This window comes from Alphaproteobacteria bacterium, assembly GCA_035625915.1.
Classification (GTDB): Bacteria; Pseudomonadota; Alphaproteobacteria; order JACZXZ01; family JACZXZ01; genus DATDHA01.
Genome location: DASPOR010000006.1, coordinates 23,014 through 43,952, shown reverse-complemented (window position 1 = coordinate 43,952; position 20,939 = coordinate 23,014). Strand labels below are relative to the sequence as shown.

Genomic DNA, 20,939 nt, shown 5'->3' with positions numbered 1-20,939 from the left:
CTCAATGCTTTGTCCAACTATAGACGGTCGCGGGTGCCGGCTCCCAGATCGCCGCGCTATCGGCACCCGGCAAATGCGCGATCGCGCGATACTCCGAGGCCATCGCGACCCAGTCGTCGGTTTCCGCGAGCACAGCCGGCTTGCACGCGATCGAATCGCGCAGCACGGCGAAACCGTCGCGCGTGCCGATCGCAAACGTATAAAAGCCGTCGAGATCGACGAGACCCGCCTCCAGCGCTTCGGCAAGCGAGGCCCCCTGGCTCAATCGGTAGGTGAAATATCCGGCCGCTACCTCGGTGTCGTTGTCGGTTTGAAATTCGACACCCCGGCGGTTCAGCCACTGGCGCAGGCGATTGTGATTCGAGAGCGATCCGTTATGCACGAGGCAAAGATCGAGGCCAGTCGAAAAGGGGTGCGAATGTTGCGTCGTCACAGCGCTTTCGGTCGCCATGCGCGTGTGGCCGAGTGCATGGGAGCCGGAGAAGCCGTCAAGCTTGAAGCGGCGCACGACCTCGGCCGGCAGACCCTTCTCCTTGTAAAGCTCGATCGTCTGGCCGATGCCCATGATGCGAACGTCGGGGCGGTGGAGGGCGATCCAGCGCCGCGCGGTCTCGGTCGCCGTTGCGGCGATGAGGACAAAATGGCTCGCGCGCGGGGTACCTTTGATCTCCACGCCGAGGGAAGCGGCCATGGCACGGGTGAGTTCCGCCCAGTCGTAATCTTCGTCGGAATGGAAGAGCGTCAATTTGACCGCACCCTCGGGGACAGGATCGCGATAAATCGCGAAGCCTGCGCTGTCCGGGCCGCGGTCGCCGAGTGAGGCAAGCATCGCGGAAAGATGGCGGCCGAGCGAGGGCTCGAGCGCCGGATTTTTCAAGTAAAGCCCGACGATTCCACACATAAGATTGTCCACCACCCCAATGGTCCGATGCGATGAGCCTAACGGATAGGCTCACCCGCTTCAACGACGGCGAAGCAGGGGTGCCCTGTAAATCGAAAGACGAATCGTCCTGTGGTTGCACTCGACCTTTCGAGAGCCAGTGGTATCGATCTTGGCGAGTAGCTCGGCGCGCATGTCCTTGGATGCATTTCGTCCGGAACGCTCGTCTTTTGCGACCTTGGTGGAACGAGGTGGGGCAGGGATGTCCCGAAAAGAAGACGGGCCGGACTCATGTGTCCGGCCCGTCTCTTATGTCGTTCCCATTGGGACGACGTTTTCGCCTACTCAGCTTGCTGGTGTTGCCGGCGCCACGCCGATGTACTTGTATTGATGCAGCATGTCGTCGTCAGGAAAGTTCTTGTCGTGCTTGATCTGGAACACGCTGATGACCCGGTTGACGATGTCGCCATTTTCATCGAACGCGACCTCGCCCTGTAGGGTTTTCAGTTTGGTCGATTGGATTGCGTCGCGCACGTTCGCGTGATTGACCTCCTTGCCGCTCGCCGCGACACGCTTGATCGCGTCGATGACGACGAGTGCGGCGTCATAGGCGGTGATCGCGTAGTCGTCAGGTTGCGTGCCGTAGCGCTTCGCGTATTTCTCGACCCACGCCTTCATTGCGGGATCGTCGAGGACGTGCGGCGATGCGATCGTCGCATACCAGCCGTCCGCAGCCGGGAAGCCCGCTGCACCCAGATATTCGGGACCATAGACGCCGTCGCCACCGGCCCGAATCATCGCGGGCGGCATCACGTCGGCGGCCTGCTTGACGACCTTGACACCCGCTTGAGCGACGCCGCCGTAATAGATGGCGTCCGGATTGAGCGCCTTGATCTTGGTCAGGATCGTGGTGTAGTCGGCCTCTTTCGGATTGAGCTGGTCGTGGCCGAGCACGTTCATGCCGATCTTCTTCGCCTGCCCTTCGAAGGCGTTCGCGATGCCCACGCCATAAGCACCCGAATCGTCCAGAATGTAGACGGTCTTCACCTTCAAGTTGTCCCGCATGTAGTTGGCCATGTTCGGGCCTTGGAAGGCGTCGGTCGTGACGGTGCGGAAATATACGGCCTTGCCCTTCGGACGATATTGCCCGGAAAACTTCGGATCGGTGATGTCCGGGTTGGTCGAAGACGGTGTCACGGTTGCAAGATCGCCGGAAGAGAGGATCGGCGACATCGCCTTGCCCTCGCCGCTCATCTCGGGGCCGATTGCGGCCACGACCTTGGGGTCTGAGATGAACTTCTTGGCGTTCGTCGCGGCTTGCGCCGGATCGTATTGGCCCGCCGATGCCGTGCCGCTATCGAGGGTCATCATGTCGAGTTTGTATCCGGCCACGCCGCCCGCGGCGTTCGCTTCGTCGATGGCCATTTCGGCGCCGTATTTGATCCGGGTGGCGCCTTCGGCATCGGCACCCGTAAGCGGAAGCTCGATACCGATCGTCACGCTCTTATCGGCGGCCTGAATTGAAGGGATTCCGCCCAAGGCCAAGGCGGCAAGTACAAGAGTTGCGCCGACTGCGCCGGTCAGCGCCGCTCTGCGTTGAGTGTGGTTCATGTTCCAGCTCCCTGTACGTAAATGCCCCGCAGCGGTTTGCTGCTTATACCTATAGATTAGCGACCGCTAATGATGATGACCTTCCGGGGGAAAGTCCAGAAATACTGTGGGAAATTGGCTACCGGGCGCTTGTCCCCAAGGCCGGCCGGACCCTCATCGTAAGAGTGCGCTGAGATCGATTGAGGAATGAGCGATCAGGTCGAAGTTCCTGGATGAATTACTACGGACGAGACGGATCGTTTCGGGCCTTGGCGAATAAGTGAGCGCCTTGGCCCAATTCGGGGGCGTCCAGGTCGGGCGTCTTTTTGCTCCAATGGGCTTCTGCTTGCTGGGCCGGATATCGCGACAGCTTGCGATTATCGGCGCCGACAATCTCGACAATCCCCAGTTGAGATCAAGCCTTTTTGGCCCGCACCCGGTCGTCGATCGCCTTGACTGTCGCATGGGCCGAGAGGATGGCGCCCTCCTGCCATGCGGTCACATAGCTCATGTGCTCGCCCGCGAGGTAGACCGGCGGCTCGCCGCGGATGAGGGTTTCATAAGCGCTTGCGCGCGTTTCCTTGGTCCACTCGACCCAAGCACCGCGATTGAAGGGAATCTTGTGCCAAGCAACCGAGATGCCGCGGGCAAGATCGCGCGCATAGGCCGGATGAAGCTTTTCACCGCTCTTGAGCGATGCCGCGAGACGCTCGGCGGGGCTGAGTGCCCCCATGCGCTCCGCCCTCTCGTCGCTCCAGATATAGGCGCCGAGCAGAATTCCGCGCTTCGCGTGGAATCCGGTGGAGGGATACCAAATCTGGGTCACGTCGTCGTCGATCCAGGAGATACCGCCATAGATCTGCTCGTCCTCCTCCCAGAAGCGGCGCTTGGCCTCAAATCCGATCTTGACCACGGCACTGTAAGGGGGTGCGGCGATCGCCTCCCTGAACGCGCTCGAAAGATCGGTCTCGATTCCGCGAAGCACGCTCAACGGAATGGCGCAGATGCAATAGTCGGCCACGAGCGCCTCACGCGCCTTGTCGGCACCCCGTCGATAGTGGATGCGCACACCGTCGCCTTCCCGCCTGACGGCCAGCACCTCGGCACCGTAGTGGATCATGGGATGAACCCGCGCCTCGAAAGCCTTGGCGATTTGGTCCATGCCTCCCTTGGGCTGCAGCATCGTCGGCGCGAAATCGATAAGCTCGCTCCAATTAAGCTGGAAGTATGCGAACACCGGCTTCAACAGCTCCGGCAGCGGCAGGGGCTCGAGCTGCACGCCTTTCTGATCGCCGGCACCCGGCCATTCGCTATTGCCGAGGCGTGACGAGCCCTTGAACTCGTATGCGCGGTCGAGCGAGCCGAATTCGCGCAGCATTTCGAGAAATCGGTGCTGGTCCTCTTCGCTGAGCGCTTGATCGAGGGCGCGTTGATTGACCGCTTTCGCCAGCAACTCCGCGATATAGCCTCGGCTGCTGCTGATGAACTGGCGCTGGCGAATTGGTTTGCCGCCGAATGCCTGATCGCTTTGAAAAAAGGCGTTGCGGTTCTCGTTCACCATCGCCTCGAGGGCGACGCCAAAATGTCGGCAATAGCCGAGCAATGCTTGGTGATGTTGCGGAATCCGCGCGGGGCCGGGGTTGAGGTACATCTCTTCGCCTGGCGAAAACCCGCATCGTTGTCGGCTGTCGGCCTCCTCGACCAGGTCGCCCCGACGGAGGGTCCATGTGCGACCGCCCGCACGGTGCCGCGCCTCGAGAATGGTGCAGCGGTAACCAGCGCGCGACAGCTCGTAGGCGGCCGTCATTCCGGCAAGCCCAGCACCCAGGATCGCCACATGCGTCCCGCGTCCCGAATGCGGCGCTAGCGACGGTGGCCCCGCATAGGCCCCGGGCACGCGTAACAGCCCCATTGCCGACATGGTCTCGTAAACCGCGGCGGCACCCCCCATTCGCCCCACCAGATCGATAAATCCCCGCCGTGAGATGGACTGCGTCACTGTTGCACTCTTCGGTAAAAATTCCAGACAGCCCCGACTTGGCGGCCTTCGGGCCGCGATTTTGGCCTTCCTCGAGCCTTTGTCGCAAGCAGCTTCGCCCGCGAATGATTGGGATCGCGGGTATCCCAGGGCATAGCCGGCCGTGCAACCCTGGCATCTCCGCGCAAGACGCGATAGATAACGATTCGGGCTCGGGCGAGGCTTGCAATCTTTACCGTGTCTCCCAAGCCCGCGGCGAACGGGAGTATCGCGATGCAACAACGGAAATTCGGTGCCACGGGCGTGCAAGTCGCCGCGGTTGGCCAAGGGACTTGGAACATCGAAAGGGATCGCCGTCCGAGTGCCGTTGCAGCGCTCCGCCGCGGAATCGATCTTGGCATGACCCATATCGATACGGCCGAAATGTATGGTTCTGGCCGGGCGGAGGAGATCGTCGCCGAGGCCATCGCCGGCCGGCGCGACGGGTTGTTCATCGTCTCGAAGGTTCTGCCAAGCAACGCGTCGCGCAAGGGCACGATCGAGGCCTGCGAAAACTCTCTGAAGCGACTGAAGACGGACCGACTCGACTGTTACCTTCTCCATTGGCGGGGCAGCTATCCGCTTGCCGATACCGTCGCGGCACTCGAGACTTTGCAGGCCGACGGCAAGGTCCTCTCGTGGGGTGTGTCGAATTTCGACGTTTCCGACCTCGACGAGGTGCTTGCGATCGCGGGCCCCGGGAAGGTCGCCTGCAATCAGGTGCTGTACCATTTGCGCGAGCGCGCGATCGAGCACGGCGTCATCCCGTGGTGCGAAAAGCACGATGTTGCCGTCGTCGCCTATAGTCCCTTCGGCCAAGGAGACTTTCCCGCCCCTCGCTCGTCGGGTGGCAAAGTGCTCGCCGAAATCGCCAACGCCCGTGGCGCCACCCCGCGTCAGGTGGCGCTCGCCTTTCTTATCCGCCATAAGGGAACGTTTGCGATTCCAAAGGCAGCCAGCGTCGAGCACGTGGTCGAGAACGCGGGCGGCGACGGCTTAAAGCTCAGCGCCGCCGAGATTGCGCAAATCGACCGGGCTTTTCCGCGTGGCGCCCGCCAGGGCTTGCCGATGCTGTGATGTCCCGCACGGGCAGGCATCGGCGGCCGCGCGCCGATGCACTTGCCCGGAAAGGAACGACGAAGCGTTCACCCGCGCGCGGTCGGGAAAGAAGCAGAGGCTCAGGCGGCGAGGGCTTCCTCGAGGGAGCGCTCCATGATCTTGAGACCCTCTTCAACGATCGCGTCGCTTGCGGTGAGCGGCACCAGAACGCGGGCCACGTTTCCATAGACGCCGCACGTCAGGAGGATAAGCCCGTTCTTGAGGCTTTGCGTCGCCCAGCGTTTGGTGAGTGCCGCCGCGGGCGTCTTCGTCGTGCGGTCCTCGACAAGCTCGATTGCGACCATGCCGCCGAGGCCTCGTACTTCGCCGATGCACGGGAAACGGTTGGTCGCCGCAAGCTCGTTCATCCGTCGCACGACGCGCTCGCCGATCTTCGTACTGCGCTCGAGTAGTTTCTCCTCCTCGAAGACCTCGAGAACGGCGAGGGCCGCGGCACAAGCAACCGGATTTCCCGCGTAGGTGCCGCCGAGCCCGCCCGGCTCGACCGCATCCATGATCTCGGCACGGCCCGTGACCGCCGAGAGCGGCATGCCGCCGCCGAGGCTCTTGGCCATCGTGACGAGGTCCGCTTGCACGCCGGCATGCTCGATCGCGAACATCTTGCCCGTGCGGCCGAAGCCGCATTGGATTTCGTCCGCGACAAGCAGGATGCCGTGCCGGTCGCAGACCTTCCGCAGCTCGCGAAGGAACTCGAAGGGTGCGATGTAAAAGCCGCCTTCGCCCTGCACGGGCTCGATTAGCATCGCCGCGACGCGGCTCGGCTCCACATCGGCCTTGAAGAGAAACTCGAGCGCCCTCAAAGAGTCCTCGGCTGAGACGTCATGGAAGCGGTTGGGGTAGGGGAGGTGGTAAACCTCGCCCGGGAACGGCCCGAAGCCTTTCTTGTAGGGGTCGACCTTGCCGGTAAGCGCCATTGTCATGAGCGTGCGGCCGTGAAAGCCGCCGACGAAGGAGATGACGGCGGGACGTTTGGTGGCACCTCGTGCGATCTTGATCGCGTTCTCGATGGCCTCCGCACCCGTTGTCAGGAAGATCGTCTTGTTCGGGCCTTTGCAGGGCGCCAAGCGGTTCAATTTTTCCGCGAGCGCGATATAGGGCTCGTAAGGGGTGACCTGAAAGCATGGGTGCGTGAAGCGCTCAAGCTGCTTTTGAATGGCGTTCATGACCTTCGGGTGACGGTGCCCGGTATTGAGCACGGCAATGCCGCCTGCGAAGTCGATGTAGCGCTTACCCTCGACGTCCCAAACCTCGGCATTCTCCGCGCGCGCCGCGAACACGCCTGTCGCCGTTGCGACACCCCGCGGAACCGCATTATTGCGCCGCTCCAAAAGTTCGTGGTTCGTAGTCATGATCACCTCTCCTTGGCCCGACGCCGATTCCGCCGGATGAGAACTTGAAAAAGGCGAGCCGACGGCCCGTTGTCTTGCGCGGTAATGGAGCGCATCGATGCCGAGCAGGTCAAGAAAATCCCGCCTAAGGGTCTCCGCCGGTGCCGCGCCGGCAGGGAGGCCACATGTCCCAAAAGTTGCGGCTATCAGGGTATCTCGTAGATCGGTATCCGGTCGCTGATGCCGCGCAGCGGTCGCTTCTGCTCGAGTGGGGTGATCCCATTTGTGCGGAGCACCTGAGACGCTTTGGCGTTCTCGATCACTGGTTGGGTGGCGAGAATGGCATGAGAATCGGCAAGCCCCTGGACGCGCGAGGCGATATTGACGGTTTGCCCAAAGAAGTCCTGGCGCTCGTTGAGCACGACGGCAAGGCAGGGCCCCTCGTGAATCCCGATCTTGACCAATAAATCCTCATCGAGCTTGCGGATCTCGTTGCGCATGCGCAACGCCGCGGTAACGGCCCGGTCGGGCGTCGGGAAGGTCGCCATCATCGCGTCTCCGATCGTTTTGACGACGGCTCCGGACTCGTTCGAGACGATATCGTTGAGGACGCGGAAATGCTGGTTCACCAGATCGAATGCGGCGAGGTCGCCGACCCGATCGTAGAGTGCCGTGGAGTCCATCAAATCGGTGAAAAGGAAGGTGAGGCTCGTGATCTTGAGCCGCTGATCGACATCCAGGGTGTTGGTCCGGTAAAGGTCGCGGAAAGTCTGGTTGGTGAGAAGTTGCTTCGCCGTGAGGAAAGGCCGACGTGCCGACAAGAGCGCGTTCAGCGCCTCCCCGGCAATCCACACGGTCGGAATCGTGCGCTGGTTGGTCCGGTTTTCGATTGCGATGCGGACAGCGCCCGGATGAAGCTCCGCCTTACCGACGGGTCCCATTTCCTTGGTCAGGATGTAGCTCAAATTCTGCCGCTCTTTGGCCAAATCCCCCTTGACGGCGATGAATTGGCTTGTGTGCACGACCGGTTCGCACAAAATGACCGGCGCCTCGGGCAGTTGAAATGACAGGATCGCCTTCCCGCCCGCCGGCAGTTCGACCGCATCCAGGACGGCTTCGGCGATGACCTTGCTGAAATTTGCGTCGTCGGGAAGATCGATGCCGGAACTCCAGAAAATTTGCCGGTAATACTCCCAGACGGGGAGCAAGTGCGGATCATGAGCGGCAATCCGGCGCACGCGCGGGCTGACGCTGAACGTCACTTCGACGACCTCATCGAGCTTCGGCTCGTAGCTGGCATCGCAGAAGGCGCACATATATTCAGCGCGCTTGATGGCCTTTAGGGTAGCGGTAGACTCGAGTACCCCGCTGCAACTCGGACAAAAGACGTTCCAGGAAAGCTCGAAGATGCCGATATGCGCCGCATGAAGGAATGCCGCGATCACCTGATCGGCATCGAGGCCATGACTGGTCGCGAATGCCAGCGGATTGATGCGGCAAAGTTCGCGGTCGGATGCCTTCTGGACATGGGTTTCGATCGCCTGGGCCACATCCGGCCCGGCCGATTGACTTAGCGTCGCAAAAAGGGTCGCGACTTCAGGTGCATAGTTCATGATAGCTACCTTGTGGCTGGGCTCGCTGCAAAGCGGGCTGTTTTGCGAGAGACGGCTCCAAAGGCCCCGATGGCATTCATCTGGGGCCTTTTTGCAGGTGCGACAAGAGAGGGAAATCGAAGGAACATATCAAGAACATATCTCTGAAGAAAAAGCAAGGATTTTCTTCGACCTCCCCCGATAGGGGATGCGCGAAACCTCCTATGCGGTGTAACGACGATGGCGGTCTTATTGGATGCCTGCTGCGTCGACTGCCTCCTAAATTAGTCGACAGGCTTCGCCGTGATCAGTCATGCTTCCACCGGCCACATTGGCATCCGCCTGAAATGAGAGCGCCTGTCGAGGCGACGACCCGTCCGATGCAACAAACCCGCGAGGAGGGCCGACATGCGAACCAATCCCGTCCGCGAACGGCTCATGCGCGGCGAAGCGGCTTTCGGGCCGATGATCATGGAATGCGCGAGCCCGGGGCTCCCGCAAATCTTCGCCGGTGCCGGTGCGGACTTCATTATGTACGACCAGGAAGCCGGGTGCCTCGACATCGCGACAATCAAGGCACAAACAGCACTTTGCCGCGGCCTCGGTATCGTGCCGATGGTCAATGTGCCCTGGCACGATTATCACCTCCTGGTCCGCCCGCTCGATTGCGGCGCCATGGGCCTCCTGGTCCCGGTGGTCGAGACGCGCGCCCAGGCGGAGGCGATCGTTCGCGTCAGCCATTATCCGCCGAACGGCGTGCGCGGCGTTGCGTTCGGCATCGCCCATGACGATTACGCCGGCGTCGATATCGCCGAGGCGATGAAAATTGCCGATGAGCGCACGCTCATCGCGGTGAAGATCGAGACCGGGCGCGGGGTCGAGCACATTGAGGAGATCGCTTCGGCGCCGGGGGTCGACGTGGCGTTCGTCGGTCATATGGATCTCTCGGTGTCGCTCGGCGTGCCCGGTCAATATGACCATGAAATATTCGTCGCGGCGGTCGATCGGGTCATCGGCGCGTGCAAGGCACACGGCAAGACCGGTGGTTGCCTGGTCACGACCGTCGATGCGGCACGCCGATGGATGGCAAAGGGTTTTCGCTTCGTCATCTATTCGACGGACGTGATCTTGCTGTCGTCGTCCTTTCGGGCGGCGATGGATGGCCTCAAGTCGATTTGACACGCGGTCCGATTTTGAAACGAGCCGAGGTGCGCTATGCATGACGATAATTTCTCTCTCCGCGAAAAGGTTATTCTCGTGACGGGCGGGACACGCGGCCTCGGCAAGGCCATGGTGGCGGCGATGGCGCGTGCCGGTGGCCATGTCATCGTGAATGGGCGCACACCGGAAAATCTCGCCAAGGTGGCGACCGATCTGAGGCAGGCCGGGCACGAGGTCGATACGGCGTGCTTCGACGTTACCGACGAGAAGGCAGCGACCAAGGCCATCGGCGATATCGTCGCCCGCCACGGCCGGCTCGATGTCCTTGTCGGCAATGCCGGTATTCAGCACCGGCGACCGCTCTTGGAATTCGAAACCGAGGATTGGCGCCGCATCATCGACACCAACCTGACGGCGTGCTTCGTGCTCGCGCGTGAGGCGGCACGGTCGATGGTGGAGCGCGGCAGCGGGCGCATCATCCTGACCGCATCGGTCGCCGGGCCGGCGATCGCACGGCCCACCATCTCAGCTTATGCCGCTTCCAAGGGCGGGCTGGTTGCCCTCACGAAGGCGCTTGCCGCCGAGCTGGGCCCCAAGGGCATTACCTGCAATGCCATTGCCCCCGGCTTTTTCGCAACCGAGATGAATACGGCACTTCTCGAGAATGAGTCCTTCAACGCTTTCGTCAAGCAACGCACACCCTTGGGGCGCTGGGGCCGGGTCGAGGAGATCGGCGGCGTCGCCGTGTTTCTTGCATCGGCCGCCGCGTCCTACATCAATGGTCACACCATCTACGTGGATGGCGGCTTGATCGTCGGAACGTAAGTCGGGCGCAATTCGCCTGCCTGTCGGTCGGGGGGTCGATTGACATACCGAATGGCAAGCCCGATGATATTCGCCGTTCCGAAGGCACTGAATATGCGGTCGAGGCGCCGGGCGGTCAAAGCGGCTCGTCGGGAAATTAGTCGAATGTAAACGGCGCGGCCACTTTCACGTGGCAGGGAAGGAGAACCGCCGCGGGGGCGCTTCGCGGAGCCGGCGAGGTGACGAGGTACCGATCCAAGAACACACATTCAATCGGGGAGGACGAGGCTATGGGTATCGGAAAGTCCAGCAGTCAAAAGCTTAATCGTCGCACCGTTCTCAAGATGGCCGCGAGTGCGGGATTGGTCGGCGTCGGGGGTCTCGGTTACGGACGTAGGGCTAAGGCCGCGTCGGATGTCACGCTCGACATTTGGACCGGGTTTCCGGAGGTGCAGCCATTCTACCAGGCGGTCGCCGCGGACTATGCCAAAACGCATCCCAACGTCAAATTCACGTTTTTCACAACGTCGCTGCGCGAAACGGAGCAGAAATTATCGGCCTCCGTGCCGACCGGTACCGGTCCCGACATCTTCGATATCGGCACCAACATCAGCTACAATTTCATCGACAATAACCTGATCGAACCGAATCCGCCCGCCATCGACAAGTATCTCAAGAGCGGGGCGTGGAACAAGTTCGTGGTCGAGTTCTGCACCGTGAACGGCAAGACATACGGTCTGCCGATCTGGGAAGGCAGCAAGGCGTCGATGTTCTACAACAAGGCGATGTTCAAGGACGCCGGCATCGCCAATCCGCCGGCGACCTTCGAGGAACTCGTCGCCGCGGCGCAAAAGCTCGTCAAGACGGATTCCTCGGGCAAAATGACCCGCAGCGGCATCAGCCTGCGCCTCTCGGGCCAAGGCAGCGGCGTCACCGAGAAATTCCGCTATATGCTGGAAGGGGCCGGCGGGTCCGTCGTCGAGAGAACCGCGAGCGGCAAGTACCACAACAATTTCGATAACGACAAGGGCCGTGGTGCCCTCCAGTTCTACGTCGATGCGGTGCAAAAATATAAGATCGACGACCCGAAGGTACAGCACGATGCGGACGCCTTCGCCTCCGGCGCCACCGCCATGCTGTTCCGGGAAGCATGGGTGATCGGCGAGGTGCAGCAGAAGAATCCGTCGCTCGATTACGCTACGGCGCCGATTCCGAAATGGACCTCCTCGAGCCCGAACCGGATGTTGCTCCAGCCCTGGCCGATCTATGTCAACGGCAAGAGCAACAACAAGGACGCGGCGTGGGAGTTCGTCCAATATGTGACCAATCAAGAGAATTCACTGCGCCTGACCACGATGACGGGGTGGGTTTCCGAACGGCAGGATGTCGACTGGAAGCCGCTCCTCGACAAGGTCCCGCAGTTCGGCGTTTTCGTCTCGCCGCCCAAGGACATGGATTATTACGTGGAACCCATCCTCGGCCCGTGGGACGAGATTCAGACCAAGATGGCGGACCGGCTCGTCAAGGCTTACGTCGATCCAAGCCTGAACGGCAATCCGACCAAGGTCGCGGATACGATCCACGAGATGGCGGTCGAGGCAGACAACCTTCTGAAGGACGCCAACCTCTACGGAACGACGTAAGCGCGCTCGCCGGAACCTGACATAAGTCAGGTCGAGAGGGGTCGGCCGAGAGTCCGAACATGACCGCCTACGCCATCGAGGGTAAGCGAAGGAGGGTGTGGCGCCTGTCGCGCGGCGGTAACTGGCGCACCATCCTCTTTTGCTATGTCGCCTTGGCGCCGGTTCTCGCCATATTCGCCTACGCCCGGGTCTATCCGATCGTGTGGAGCGTCGTCCTCAGCTTCTACGACTGGAACCTCATTCGAGCGCGCAAGCCCTTCATCGGCCTTGCCAATTATTATCGTCTCTTCGAAGACCCGAACTTTCTGGTGGCGCTCAAGAATACGGCCATCTATTCGATCTCGACGGTCGTCCTCAGCACGCTGCTGGCGCTGCCGCTCGCCGTGTTCCTCGCACGCAAGAGCCGCTTGTCCGTGTTTTACCAGACGGTCTATTTCCTGCCGGTGATCACGCCGCTGGTTCCGATGGCTATCGCCTGGAAATGGATCTACGATTACAACTACGGCATCCTGAACTATGCGCTCTCGCTCTTCGGGATCAGCCCCATCGCCTGGCTCACCGATCCGAACATCGCCCTTTGGGCGCTCATCATCATGAGCGTGTGGAAGGTGCTCGGCTACAACCTCGTGCTGTTCATGGTCGGGATCCGCAATATTCCGGCGGTTTACATGGAAGCGGCCAATCTCGATGGTGCTTCCGCCTGGCAACGATTCCGTTTCGTGACCTTTCCGCTGCTCAAGCCGATCCTGCTTTACGTTCTCGTGACCGCTACGATCAACGCCTTCAACGTGTTCACGCAAGTCTATGTGATGACGCTCGGCTCGCAGGCCGCACCCGGCCACGCGGTGAGGGTTCTCGTCTTCGATATCTATCAGAACGCCTTTCAGTATTTCAAAATGGGCTATGCCTCCGCCGAGGCCGTGACGCTGACGCTCATCGTGCTCGGCTTCACGTTGATCCAGTTCCGCTTCGCCCGTTCGCAGGAGGTGTAAGACGAGACGCTCATCGGAACGGCCAATGCGAACGTCGCTCGGCATGCGGATACTCGTCCTGTGCGTGCACGCCGTGCTGCTCGTCGGCGCCCTCTTCATGGTGCTGCCGATGCTGTGGATGCTGGCGACTTCGTTCAAGCCGCCGACGGAGATTGCGGTCTGGCCGCCGCAGCTTTTGCCGCAAGCGCCCACGCTCGACAATTATACCGGCATGTTCGTCGTGGCCCCCTTCGGGCGGTTCTTCCTGAACAGCTTGGGCGTTTCCTCCGTCGCCACGTTAAGCGTGGCCGTGACCTCCGTGCTGGCGGGGGCCGTCTTCGCCAAGTACCGTTTCCCGGGTCGAACGTTCCTCTTCATGCTCATCATTGCAACGGCGATCGTGCCGTCCGAGAGCTACATGGTGCCGCTTTATATCCAGCTCATCCCGATCGGCTGGATAAATACCTATCAGGGCTTCATCCTGCCCTACCTGATCATGAGCTTCGGCATCTTCCTGCTCCGCCAGCACGTATCATCGGCGGTACCGACCGAGCTGCTCGAGGCGGCGCGCGTCGACGGTGCGTCGGAATGGTGGATTCTCGGTCGCGTGATTACCCCGCTCTCGGGACCGGCGTTGAGTGCCATCGGGATATTCGCGTTCATCCAGGCTTGGGGTGCGTTCATCTGGCCCCTCCTCGTCGTGAACAACCAGCTCTATTTCAACATGGAAGTGGGCTTGACCGCGTTCCAGTTCAAATTCAGCGCCGACTACGGCAAGCTCATGGCGGGATCGGTGATCAGCGTCCTGCCCATGCTGGTCGTCTTTCTCCTTCTGCGCCGGCGCATTGTCGATAGCATGGCATTGACTGGGTTAAAGGGCTGAGAGCGATAGAAATGGATTGGGTCCAAGGGTCGGAATGCGGACCGGCCCCCGTCGTGGCCCCGGGAAGTTTGGGGGTATTTCGGAGAAAGCGATATGGCATCGGTCGAGATCAATGGTGTGACGAAAACCTTCGGCAATGTCGAAGTCATTCATGGCGTCGACATTTCCATCGCGAACGAGGAATTCGTGGTGCTCGTCGGCCCGTCGGGTTGCGGAAAGACGACCCTCCTCCGCATGATCGCGGGTCTGGAGCAGATCACCGACGGCGAGATCGCGATCGGCGACAAGGTCGTGAACGACCTGCCGCCCAAGGATCGCGATATCGCCATGGTGTTCCAGAATTACGCGCTCTATCCCCACATGACGGTGTGGGAAAACATGGCCTTCAGCTTGAAAATGCGCCGCGCCAATCCGGGAACGATCACGAGCCGGGTCAATCAGGCGACGGGCATTCTCGAGCTGATGGGTTATCTCGATCGCTTTCCGCGCCAACTTTCAGGCGGCCAGCGCCAGCGCGTCGCCATGGGGCGGGCCATCGTGCGCGATCCACAGGCCTTTCTGTTCGACGAACCGCTCTCGAATCTCGATGCAAAACTCCGCGTCCAAATGCGCGTCGAGGTCAAAGCACTCCATCAGCGGCTTCGGACCACGTCGATCTACGTCACCCACGATCAGGTCGAGGCCATGACCATGGCCGACCGGATCGTCGTGATGCATGACGGTCGCGTCGAGCAAATCGGAACCCCGCTCGAGCTTTACGACAAGCCCGCCAATCTCTTTGTCGCGGGGTTCATAGGATCGCCGGCGATGAACTTCATCAAGGGGACGTTTCGTCGCGAGGGCGGGCAGGCCTGGGTCGAGGCAGCGGATGGCGTGCGCGTTCCCGCCAGCGCCGATGTCGCGGCCCGCAACGGCGAAGAGGTCGTCTATGGCGCGCGACCCGAACATCTCGACGTGGTCGCCGAAGGGGAGGGCATTCCGGCCGAGGTGGCCGTCGTCGAGCCAACGGGTGCCGAGACGTACATATACGGCAAGCTCGCGGGCGTCCAAGTCTGCGCCGTGTTCGCGGAGCGCTACGACTTCAAGCCGGGCGAGATCATTCATCTTCGGCCGAAGGTCGCAAAGGCCAATTTGTTCGACTCCGGTAGCGGGAAACTTCTCAACTGACGACGGGAGTCCGGCTCAACCGCAAGGCTCGAAAGCACAGCAGGGGATTCGATGGCGCAATATCCGGTCGAGTGCGTGCTCGATATCAGGGCGGCACTCGGCGAGTGCCCGGTTTGGTGCGGGCGCAGTCAAACGCTCTATTGGGTCGACATCTATGAGGGCAAGCTCAATCGCTTCGATCCGGCGAGCGGGGAAAATCGTGCGTGGCAGCTTGGCGAGCCCATTGGCTCCTTCGCCCTCTGCGAAGACGACGGGATCCTGGTCGCGTTGAAGTCGGGAATCTATCGCTTCGACCCGTCGAGCAGCGGCATGCGGCCCGTCGCCAGCCCCGAGCGGGATAAGCCGGACAACCGTATGAACGACGGGCGCTGCGATCCCGCGGGCCGATTTTGGGTCGGCACGATGCGCGATCCGTCCGACCCCCGGCGCAAGGAGGGCGCACTCTATCGCCTCGATCCGGATGGGCGCTGCGAGGCTGTCGTGGACGGCTTGGTGGTGTCGAACGGCCTCGCATTCAGCCCCGACGGCCGCACCCTCTACCACTCCGACTCCCATGTTTCGGTGCGAACGATCTGGGCCTGGGATTTCGACGTTGCCGAGGGCAGAATTGCCAACCGCCGGGTGTTCGTCGACACACGCGGAATGCCCGGACGGCCGGACGGGGGGTGCTGCGACGCCGATGGCTGCTACTGGATGGCCGGTAACGACGGATGGGAGCTTGTGCGATTCACGCCGGCGGGCAAGATCGATCTTCGTATCCCGCTGCCGATCGCGAAGCCGAGCATGCCGGCCTTCGGAGGGCGGGAGCTGGACACGATCTACGTCACTTCGATCCGGCCGCCGGCGGCCGATCTTACGGACCAGCCCCTCGCCGGCAGCCTCTTCGCCGTAAGGCCGGGGGTCAAGGGAATACCCGAGCCGCGCTATCGCGGTTGAAATCGCCGCCGGCCAGGCTCGGGCGTGGCTGGATATCATAGGAGGGAGCCGCCATGGCCGCATCATCCGCAAGCGTCGAACTTGGCTCGCCCGCTGCCGCGTTTCGCCTTCCCGCCACGGACGGCAGAACCTATGCGCTGAGCGATGTCGCGGGCGAAAAAGGTACGGTGATCGTCTTCATTTGCAATCACTGCCCCTATGTGAAGGCGGTGATCGACCGCTTGGTCGCGGATGCAAGCGTTCTCATGGCGGAGGGCATCGGCTTTGCCGCAATCTGCTCGAACGATGCGGCCGCCTACCCCGACGATTCCTTCGACAATATGAAGCGCTTCGCGCGGGCCCACCGCTTCACATTTCCATACCTTCACGATGAGGACCAATCGGCGGCGCGGGCTTATGGCGCCGTGTGCACGCCCGATTTCTTCGGGTACGACGCCGGGCGCAAGCTCAAATACCGCGGACGCTTGGATGAGGGCCGCATCGATCCACCGCCGGCGGGCGCGCGCCGGGAGCTGGTCGAGGCGATGCGGGCGATCGCCGGGAACGGTGCCGCACCCGCTCTGCAAATTCCGTCGACCGGTTGCTCCATCAAGTGGAAGACCGATTAGGGCCGGCCCAGATGGCGGGCAACCAAAATTACAGGAACTTCAAATCCACCACGCTAAGTCTCGGAAGTTGGGGGCAGCAACGTTCCTTCGCTTGGGAAGGTACGGAAGCGGGGAAGACCGTCGCGGATCTTGAGCCAGTTCACGCACTCGGTCGCGAACACGTGGACCTGGGGCTGGAAATCCTCGGGGCTTTCGAACGCGGCGACGTGAAGATGAACATCGCCGGGCCAGCGCTCGCCTTCGTAGCTCAGGCTGCTCCCGCATTTTGCGCAGAATCCGCGATGCACGCCGGGCGAGGATTGGTAGATCTGACGCGGCTCGCCTTCGAATTGCACGCGCTCGCGCGGGTAACCCGCGACCGCGGCCACGAATCCCCCCGTGGCGCGGCGGCAACTCTCGCAATGACAGATCGCGACCCAATCCGGCTTGCCTTGCGCGCCGAAGCGAACCGCGCCGCAGAGGCACCTGCCGCGACGAATGTCGGTCATGACCATCCCCCTCCGTCGAAAATCCATTGGCCCGCTCATGCTGCCCCCTATCGACGCGATAGGCAACCCGATGGGGAGCGTGTCGAGCGAAGGTGGATGACCGTGCGGCCGGCGCGCCCTACGGTCAGTCGTCCTTGTTACGCTCGGCCAATCGCCTGATCGCGTCGAGATCGAGGTGGCCGGCGGCACCCCAACCGGTTACGCCGGCCGGAACGCTCGGCCTGAATTTTTCATAAAGGCGGAAGGCGTCCGTGGCGAGGCGGCCGGGCGGTATGGATTTCGCGAGTTTCCGCATGGCATCGCGGGCCTCGGCGTAGGCTTCGCCGAACTTGCTCTCGAGATAGCGTTCCACGCTTGCCGGCGAAGTCGGCCGGTCCTTGCTTAGCGCGCGAATTCCGTCGGGCGTGTGTGCGGCAGGCACCGCACGCCCGAGGAGATCGATGTGCAGCTCCTTGCCGGGGGCCGCCTTGCGCTTCGCCTCCTTGACGTCCTTCGGCGTCGGCGTGAAAAGCCCCAACCGCACGCCCTTGGAATGTGCGTTGAGGCCGGCCACGGCCCGTCCGAGGGTAAGGGCCTCGTCCCAATCGAAGCCGAGACGCTCGGCGACGACAGCCGCCCAAAGGGTGAGCACCGGTGCGCGGTTGATCTTGATCCCGTGTCGCGTTTCGCTCATGGTGCCGGGCTCCTGGCGCACGAGGCGTTGGCGCGTCGCGGCCGCGAGACGACGTCATTCAGCGTGCAGCGCCATATGCTGATACAAGCTCACGGTCTCTCCGTTGATCGTCTGCACGAGTTCCCACTCGCGATGTATCTCCAACACGGTGCCCGGCACATCGAGCACAATGTCGCCTGACTCGAGGTTGACGCGCCGGCTTTGGCCTTTAGGTGTCGGAATCACCAAAAAGAATTTATTTTCCCTAAGCTCGATCCCGCCGGGCTCCGTAACGCTCCCAGGTCCAGGTCCAGGAACAGCATCGCCGACGGGCTTGACGGAAACATCGAGCAGTTCGACGACTTCCGGCCTGTCCAGTGCGATTTTCGGAATGAAGATGTGAAAGCGGGGCCAGTTTTTCTGATTCGAGATAAGCACAAGGGCACAACCACTGCCGTCTTTGGGGTCTCTCATCTTCAGCGCGGTAATGAATCGGCCCTCGAATGGAAAGCGAAAGACAGAACCCGGGGCCAAGTCTTCAAAGGTCGTTCCCCGCGCGTTATGTAGCATCTTCATGGCATGTCCTCGCGAGCTAGCAACCGTCTGCCGTGGCTTGCATCGTAGCCTATTGGAAAGCCCCTTTTGACCGAATGAGGGATTCTTGGCGCCTGGCGAATGATTTTGATGGTGCCGCCGGAGTGAATTGAACACTCGACCCCGTCCTTACCAAGGACGTGCTCTACCACTGAGCTACGGCGGCAGCAATCTGGTTATTCTTTCATTCTAAACCCGATCGGACACTCGCATATCCAAAATTCGCGAGGCCCGCGGTGAGCCCGGCCGAACAGGGCCGGCGGAGAGAAATAAAGTAACCCGCCGCGTCTGGCAAGCGCGCCTTCCACTTCATCGAAGGGGGGAAGGGTGGTTCAATCTTCTCCGGCCAAGTTTTAGGCTCCCGCGATTCCGCTCTTGGCCAGGGGAAGCTGGCGAATGCGCTTGCCGGTCGCCGCGAAAATCGCGTTCGTCACCGCCGGTGCAATCGGCGGCGTGCCCGGTTCTCCGATGCCGCCGATCTCGGCACCACTCTCGACGATATGGACATCGACCGCCGGCATCTGGGCCAGCTTCAGCATTTCATAGCTGTCGAAATTGGATTGCACGACGCGGCCGCCTTCGAGCGTGATTTCGCCATAGAGTGCCGCCGTCAGGCCGAAAACGATTCCGCTCTCCATCTGTGCCTCGATTGTGCTCGGGTTGATCGCAACCCCGCAGTCGAGCGCGCACGTCACTTTGTGAACGCGAAGCATCTTACCCTGTTCGACGGATATCTCGGCGATTTGTGCTACGATCGTGCCCGCCTCCTCATGGATCGCGACACCCTGAAACCGTCCCTGAGGGAGCGCTTTCCCCCATCCGGCCGCCGATGCCGCCTTGTCGAGAACGGCGCGATGGCGAGGCGAATCCGCGAGCAGTGCGCGTCGAAATTCGATGGGGTCGCGTCCTGCCGCGTGCGCAAGCTCGTCGACGAAGCATTCGACGAAAAAGGCATTGTGGCTATTTCCGACCGAGCGCCAGTACCCGACGGGCGCTCCCTCCCGCGCCATAGCGTATTCGACGAGGCGATTGGGCACCGCGTATGGCATGCTGGCGATGCCGTCGATCGCGACGGGGTCGACGCCTCCACTCACGGCCCCCGGAAACACCCGGGAAAGGATCGACTGAAGCGCCAGCTTCGCCTCGAACGCAATCGGGCGAGCGGCGTCATCGAGTCCCGCGCGAAGGCGCGCCATCGCCGTCGGGCGATAGAAATCGTGCTGCATGTCCTCCTCGCGCGACCAGATCAATTTGACCGGTCGCCCGCTGGCCTTCGCGGCGTGCGCGGCGTAGAGGACGAAATCGACCTCCGAACGGCGGCCGAAGCCGCCGCCTAGGAACGTCGTATGCACGCGGACCCGTGCAGGCTCAAGGCCGAACAAACCGGCCACGGAGTCTCGCGTCGCACTTTGGAACTGCGTCGGCGCCCAAACGTCGGCGCCATCCGATCCAAGGCGCACGGTCGCGTTCATCGGTTCCATCGTCGCGTGCGCGAGGTAGGGCACCTCGTAGACGGCCTCGACCTTTTGCGCCGCCGCCTGCATGGCGGCGCGCACGCTGCCGGAGCTGTGAGCGACCGCCCCATCTCCATCGAGCAGCGCGCGGAGATTGGCGCCGATGCGCTCGCTCGACATATCCGTCAGGGCGCTGCGATCCCATTGCGGGCTAAGCAAATCGATTGCCTTGCGCGCCGGCCAATAGCCGTCGGCGAGCACGATCACTGCGGCGTCGAGCTTGACGACGGAATGGACACCGCGAACTGCGAGAGCGGGCTTTTCATCGATTGATTTGAGCTTGCCGCCGAAATAAGGGCAAGCCGCGACGGTTCCGACGAGCATGTCGGGCACTTTCACGTCGACGCCAAAAGTCGCAGCACCCGTCACCTTGGGCGGTGTGTCGAGGCGAGGGCTGGACTTGCCGAGCAGGGTCCAGTCCCTCGGACTCTTGAGCGCGATGTGCCCGGGCGGTTCGAGTTTCGCCGCGGCTTCCGCAAGCGCGCCGTACTGGAGCCCCCGCCCGGTTGGCGTATGCGCGATCTGGCCGTTTCGGGCTACGCATTCGCCAATCGGCGCACGCCAGCGCGACGCGGCGGCAGCGCGGAGCATCTCGCGCGCTTGAGCGCCCGCCAGCCGCAAACCGTCGAAGGAGTCGGATACGCTCGTGCTGCCGCCGGTTCCTTGCGAGCCCAGAGCGCGGTCCGTGTAGACCGGGTCGACTGGCGCCATTTCGGTGCGCACTTTGCGCCAGTCGACTTCGAGTTCCTCGGCGATCAGCATGGGCAGGGACGTCAGAACCCCCTGGCCCATCTCCGAATGCGCCACGAGTATCGTAACCGTATCGTCGGGCGCAATCCTTAGCCAGGCATTCATCGAGGTTTCCGTTCCCTCCGCGGCCATTGCCCCGCGCCAGCCGAAAGCGACCCGACAGCCGAGAATGAGCCCACCCGCGGCGGCGGTCGACTTCAAAAACCGGCGGCGGGAAAGGGTTGTCGCGTCGGTCATGGCAA

The 20,939-nt window shown here is 62.0% G+C and carries 18 protein-coding genes and 1 tRNA gene; 9 read left to right on the top strand and 10 right to left on the bottom strand.

Going from position 1 to position 20,939, the window contains the following annotated elements:
* Nucleotide 1 precedes the first annotated feature (1 nt).
* From VEJ16_00750 to VEJ16_00740, 3 genes are all read right to left on the bottom strand, one after another.
* The gene (locus VEJ16_00750; protein HYB08180.1) at nucleotides 2-901 is read right to left on the bottom strand and encodes a glutamine amidotransferase family protein; all 900 of its coding nucleotides are present in this window, start codon (nucleotides 899-901) and stop codon (nucleotides 2-4) included.
* Nucleotides 902-1,225: 324 nt separating this feature from the next.
* A complete protein-coding gene (locus VEJ16_00745) occupies nucleotides 1,226-2,491 on the bottom strand; it encodes a branched-chain amino acid ABC transporter substrate-binding protein (protein ID HYB08179.1) in 1,266 nt (421 codons plus the stop codon).
* Nucleotides 2,492-2,885: 394 nt separating this feature from the next.
* The gene (locus VEJ16_00740) at nucleotides 2,886-4,469 is read right to left on the bottom strand and encodes a flavin monoamine oxidase family protein (protein ID HYB08178.1); all 1,584 of its coding nucleotides are present in this window, start codon (nucleotides 4,467-4,469) and stop codon (nucleotides 2,886-2,888) included.
* 252 nt (nucleotides 4,470-4,721) lie between these two features.
* Here VEJ16_00740 and VEJ16_00735 point away from each other — a divergent pair, with 252 nt between their 5' ends.
* Nucleotides 4,722-5,564: an aldo/keto reductase gene (locus tag VEJ16_00735; GenBank protein ID HYB08177.1), complete on the top strand. Its 843-nt coding sequence runs from the start codon at nucleotides 4,722-4,724 to the stop codon at nucleotides 5,562-5,564.
* A gap of 101 nt (nucleotides 5,565-5,665) precedes the next feature.
* Here VEJ16_00735 and gabT read toward each other — a convergent pair whose 3' ends face one another.
* A complete protein-coding gene (gabT, locus tag VEJ16_00730) occupies nucleotides 5,666-6,955 on the bottom strand; it encodes a 4-aminobutyrate--2-oxoglutarate transaminase (protein HYB08176.1) in 1,290 nt (429 codons plus the stop codon).
* Nucleotides 6,956-7,140: 185 nt separating this feature from the next.
* Nucleotides 7,141-8,547, bottom strand: a complete 1,407-nt coding sequence (locus tag VEJ16_00725; GenBank protein HYB08175.1) for a DUF5939 domain-containing protein — start codon at nucleotides 8,545-8,547, stop codon at nucleotides 7,141-7,143.
* A 387-nt stretch (nucleotides 8,548-8,934) separates the two neighbouring features.
* Here VEJ16_00725 and VEJ16_00720 point away from each other — a divergent pair, with 387 nt between their 5' ends.
* From VEJ16_00720 to VEJ16_00685, 8 genes are all read left to right on the top strand, one after another.
* The gene (locus VEJ16_00720; GenBank protein HYB08174.1) at nucleotides 8,935-9,705 is read left to right on the top strand and encodes an aldolase/citrate lyase family protein; all 771 of its coding nucleotides are present in this window, start codon (nucleotides 8,935-8,937) and stop codon (nucleotides 9,703-9,705) included.
* 36 nt (nucleotides 9,706-9,741) lie between these two features.
* Nucleotides 9,742-10,512, top strand: a complete 771-nt coding sequence (locus tag VEJ16_00715; GenBank protein HYB08173.1) for an SDR family oxidoreductase — start codon at nucleotides 9,742-9,744, stop codon at nucleotides 10,510-10,512.
* 269 nt (nucleotides 10,513-10,781) lie between these two features.
* A complete protein-coding gene (locus tag VEJ16_00710; protein HYB08172.1) occupies nucleotides 10,782-12,134 on the top strand; it encodes an extracellular solute-binding protein in 1,353 nt (450 codons plus the stop codon).
* A 59-nt stretch (nucleotides 12,135-12,193) separates the two neighbouring features.
* Complete coding sequence (locus VEJ16_00705; protein HYB08171.1) at nucleotides 12,194-13,126, top strand: sugar ABC transporter permease; 933 nt, start codon at nucleotides 12,194-12,196, stop codon at nucleotides 13,124-13,126.
* Between the two features lie 25 nt (nucleotides 13,127-13,151).
* The gene (locus VEJ16_00700) at nucleotides 13,152-13,988 is read left to right on the top strand and encodes a carbohydrate ABC transporter permease (protein ID HYB08170.1); all 837 of its coding nucleotides are present in this window, start codon (nucleotides 13,152-13,154) and stop codon (nucleotides 13,986-13,988) included.
* Nucleotides 13,989-14,081: 93 nt separating this feature from the next.
* A complete protein-coding gene (ugpC, locus tag VEJ16_00695) occupies nucleotides 14,082-15,155 on the top strand; it encodes a sn-glycerol-3-phosphate ABC transporter ATP-binding protein UgpC (protein HYB08169.1) in 1,074 nt (357 codons plus the stop codon).
* A gap of 51 nt (nucleotides 15,156-15,206) precedes the next feature.
* Nucleotides 15,207-16,091, top strand: a complete 885-nt coding sequence (locus VEJ16_00690; protein ID HYB08168.1) for an SMP-30/gluconolactonase/LRE family protein — start codon at nucleotides 15,207-15,209, stop codon at nucleotides 16,089-16,091.
* A 53-nt stretch (nucleotides 16,092-16,144) separates the two neighbouring features.
* A complete protein-coding gene (locus VEJ16_00685) occupies nucleotides 16,145-16,699 on the top strand; it encodes a thioredoxin family protein (GenBank protein ID HYB08167.1) in 555 nt (184 codons plus the stop codon).
* 53 nt (nucleotides 16,700-16,752) lie between these two features.
* On the opposite strand, the gene VEJ16_00680 is transcribed toward VEJ16_00685, so the two are convergent.
* From VEJ16_00680 to VEJ16_00660, 5 genes are all read right to left on the bottom strand, one after another.
* A complete protein-coding gene (locus VEJ16_00680; protein HYB08166.1) occupies nucleotides 16,753-17,187 on the bottom strand; it encodes a GFA family protein in 435 nt (144 codons plus the stop codon).
* Nucleotides 17,188-17,311: 124 nt separating this feature from the next.
* Nucleotides 17,312-17,860: a hypothetical protein gene (locus VEJ16_00675; GenBank protein HYB08165.1), complete on the bottom strand. Its 549-nt coding sequence runs from the start codon at nucleotides 17,858-17,860 to the stop codon at nucleotides 17,312-17,314.
* A gap of 54 nt (nucleotides 17,861-17,914) precedes the next feature.
* Complete coding sequence (locus VEJ16_00670) at nucleotides 17,915-18,415, bottom strand: hypothetical protein (protein ID HYB08164.1); 501 nt, start codon at nucleotides 18,413-18,415, stop codon at nucleotides 17,915-17,917.
* Nucleotides 18,416-18,524: 109 nt separating this feature from the next.
* Nucleotides 18,525-18,599 (bottom strand) — tRNA-Thr (locus VEJ16_00665).
* Nucleotides 18,600-18,786: 187 nt separating this feature from the next.
* Nucleotides 18,787-20,934, bottom strand: a complete 2,148-nt coding sequence (locus VEJ16_00660; protein HYB08163.1) for a xanthine dehydrogenase family protein molybdopterin-binding subunit — start codon at nucleotides 20,932-20,934, stop codon at nucleotides 18,787-18,789.
* Nucleotides 20,935-20,939: the final 5 nt, after the last annotated feature.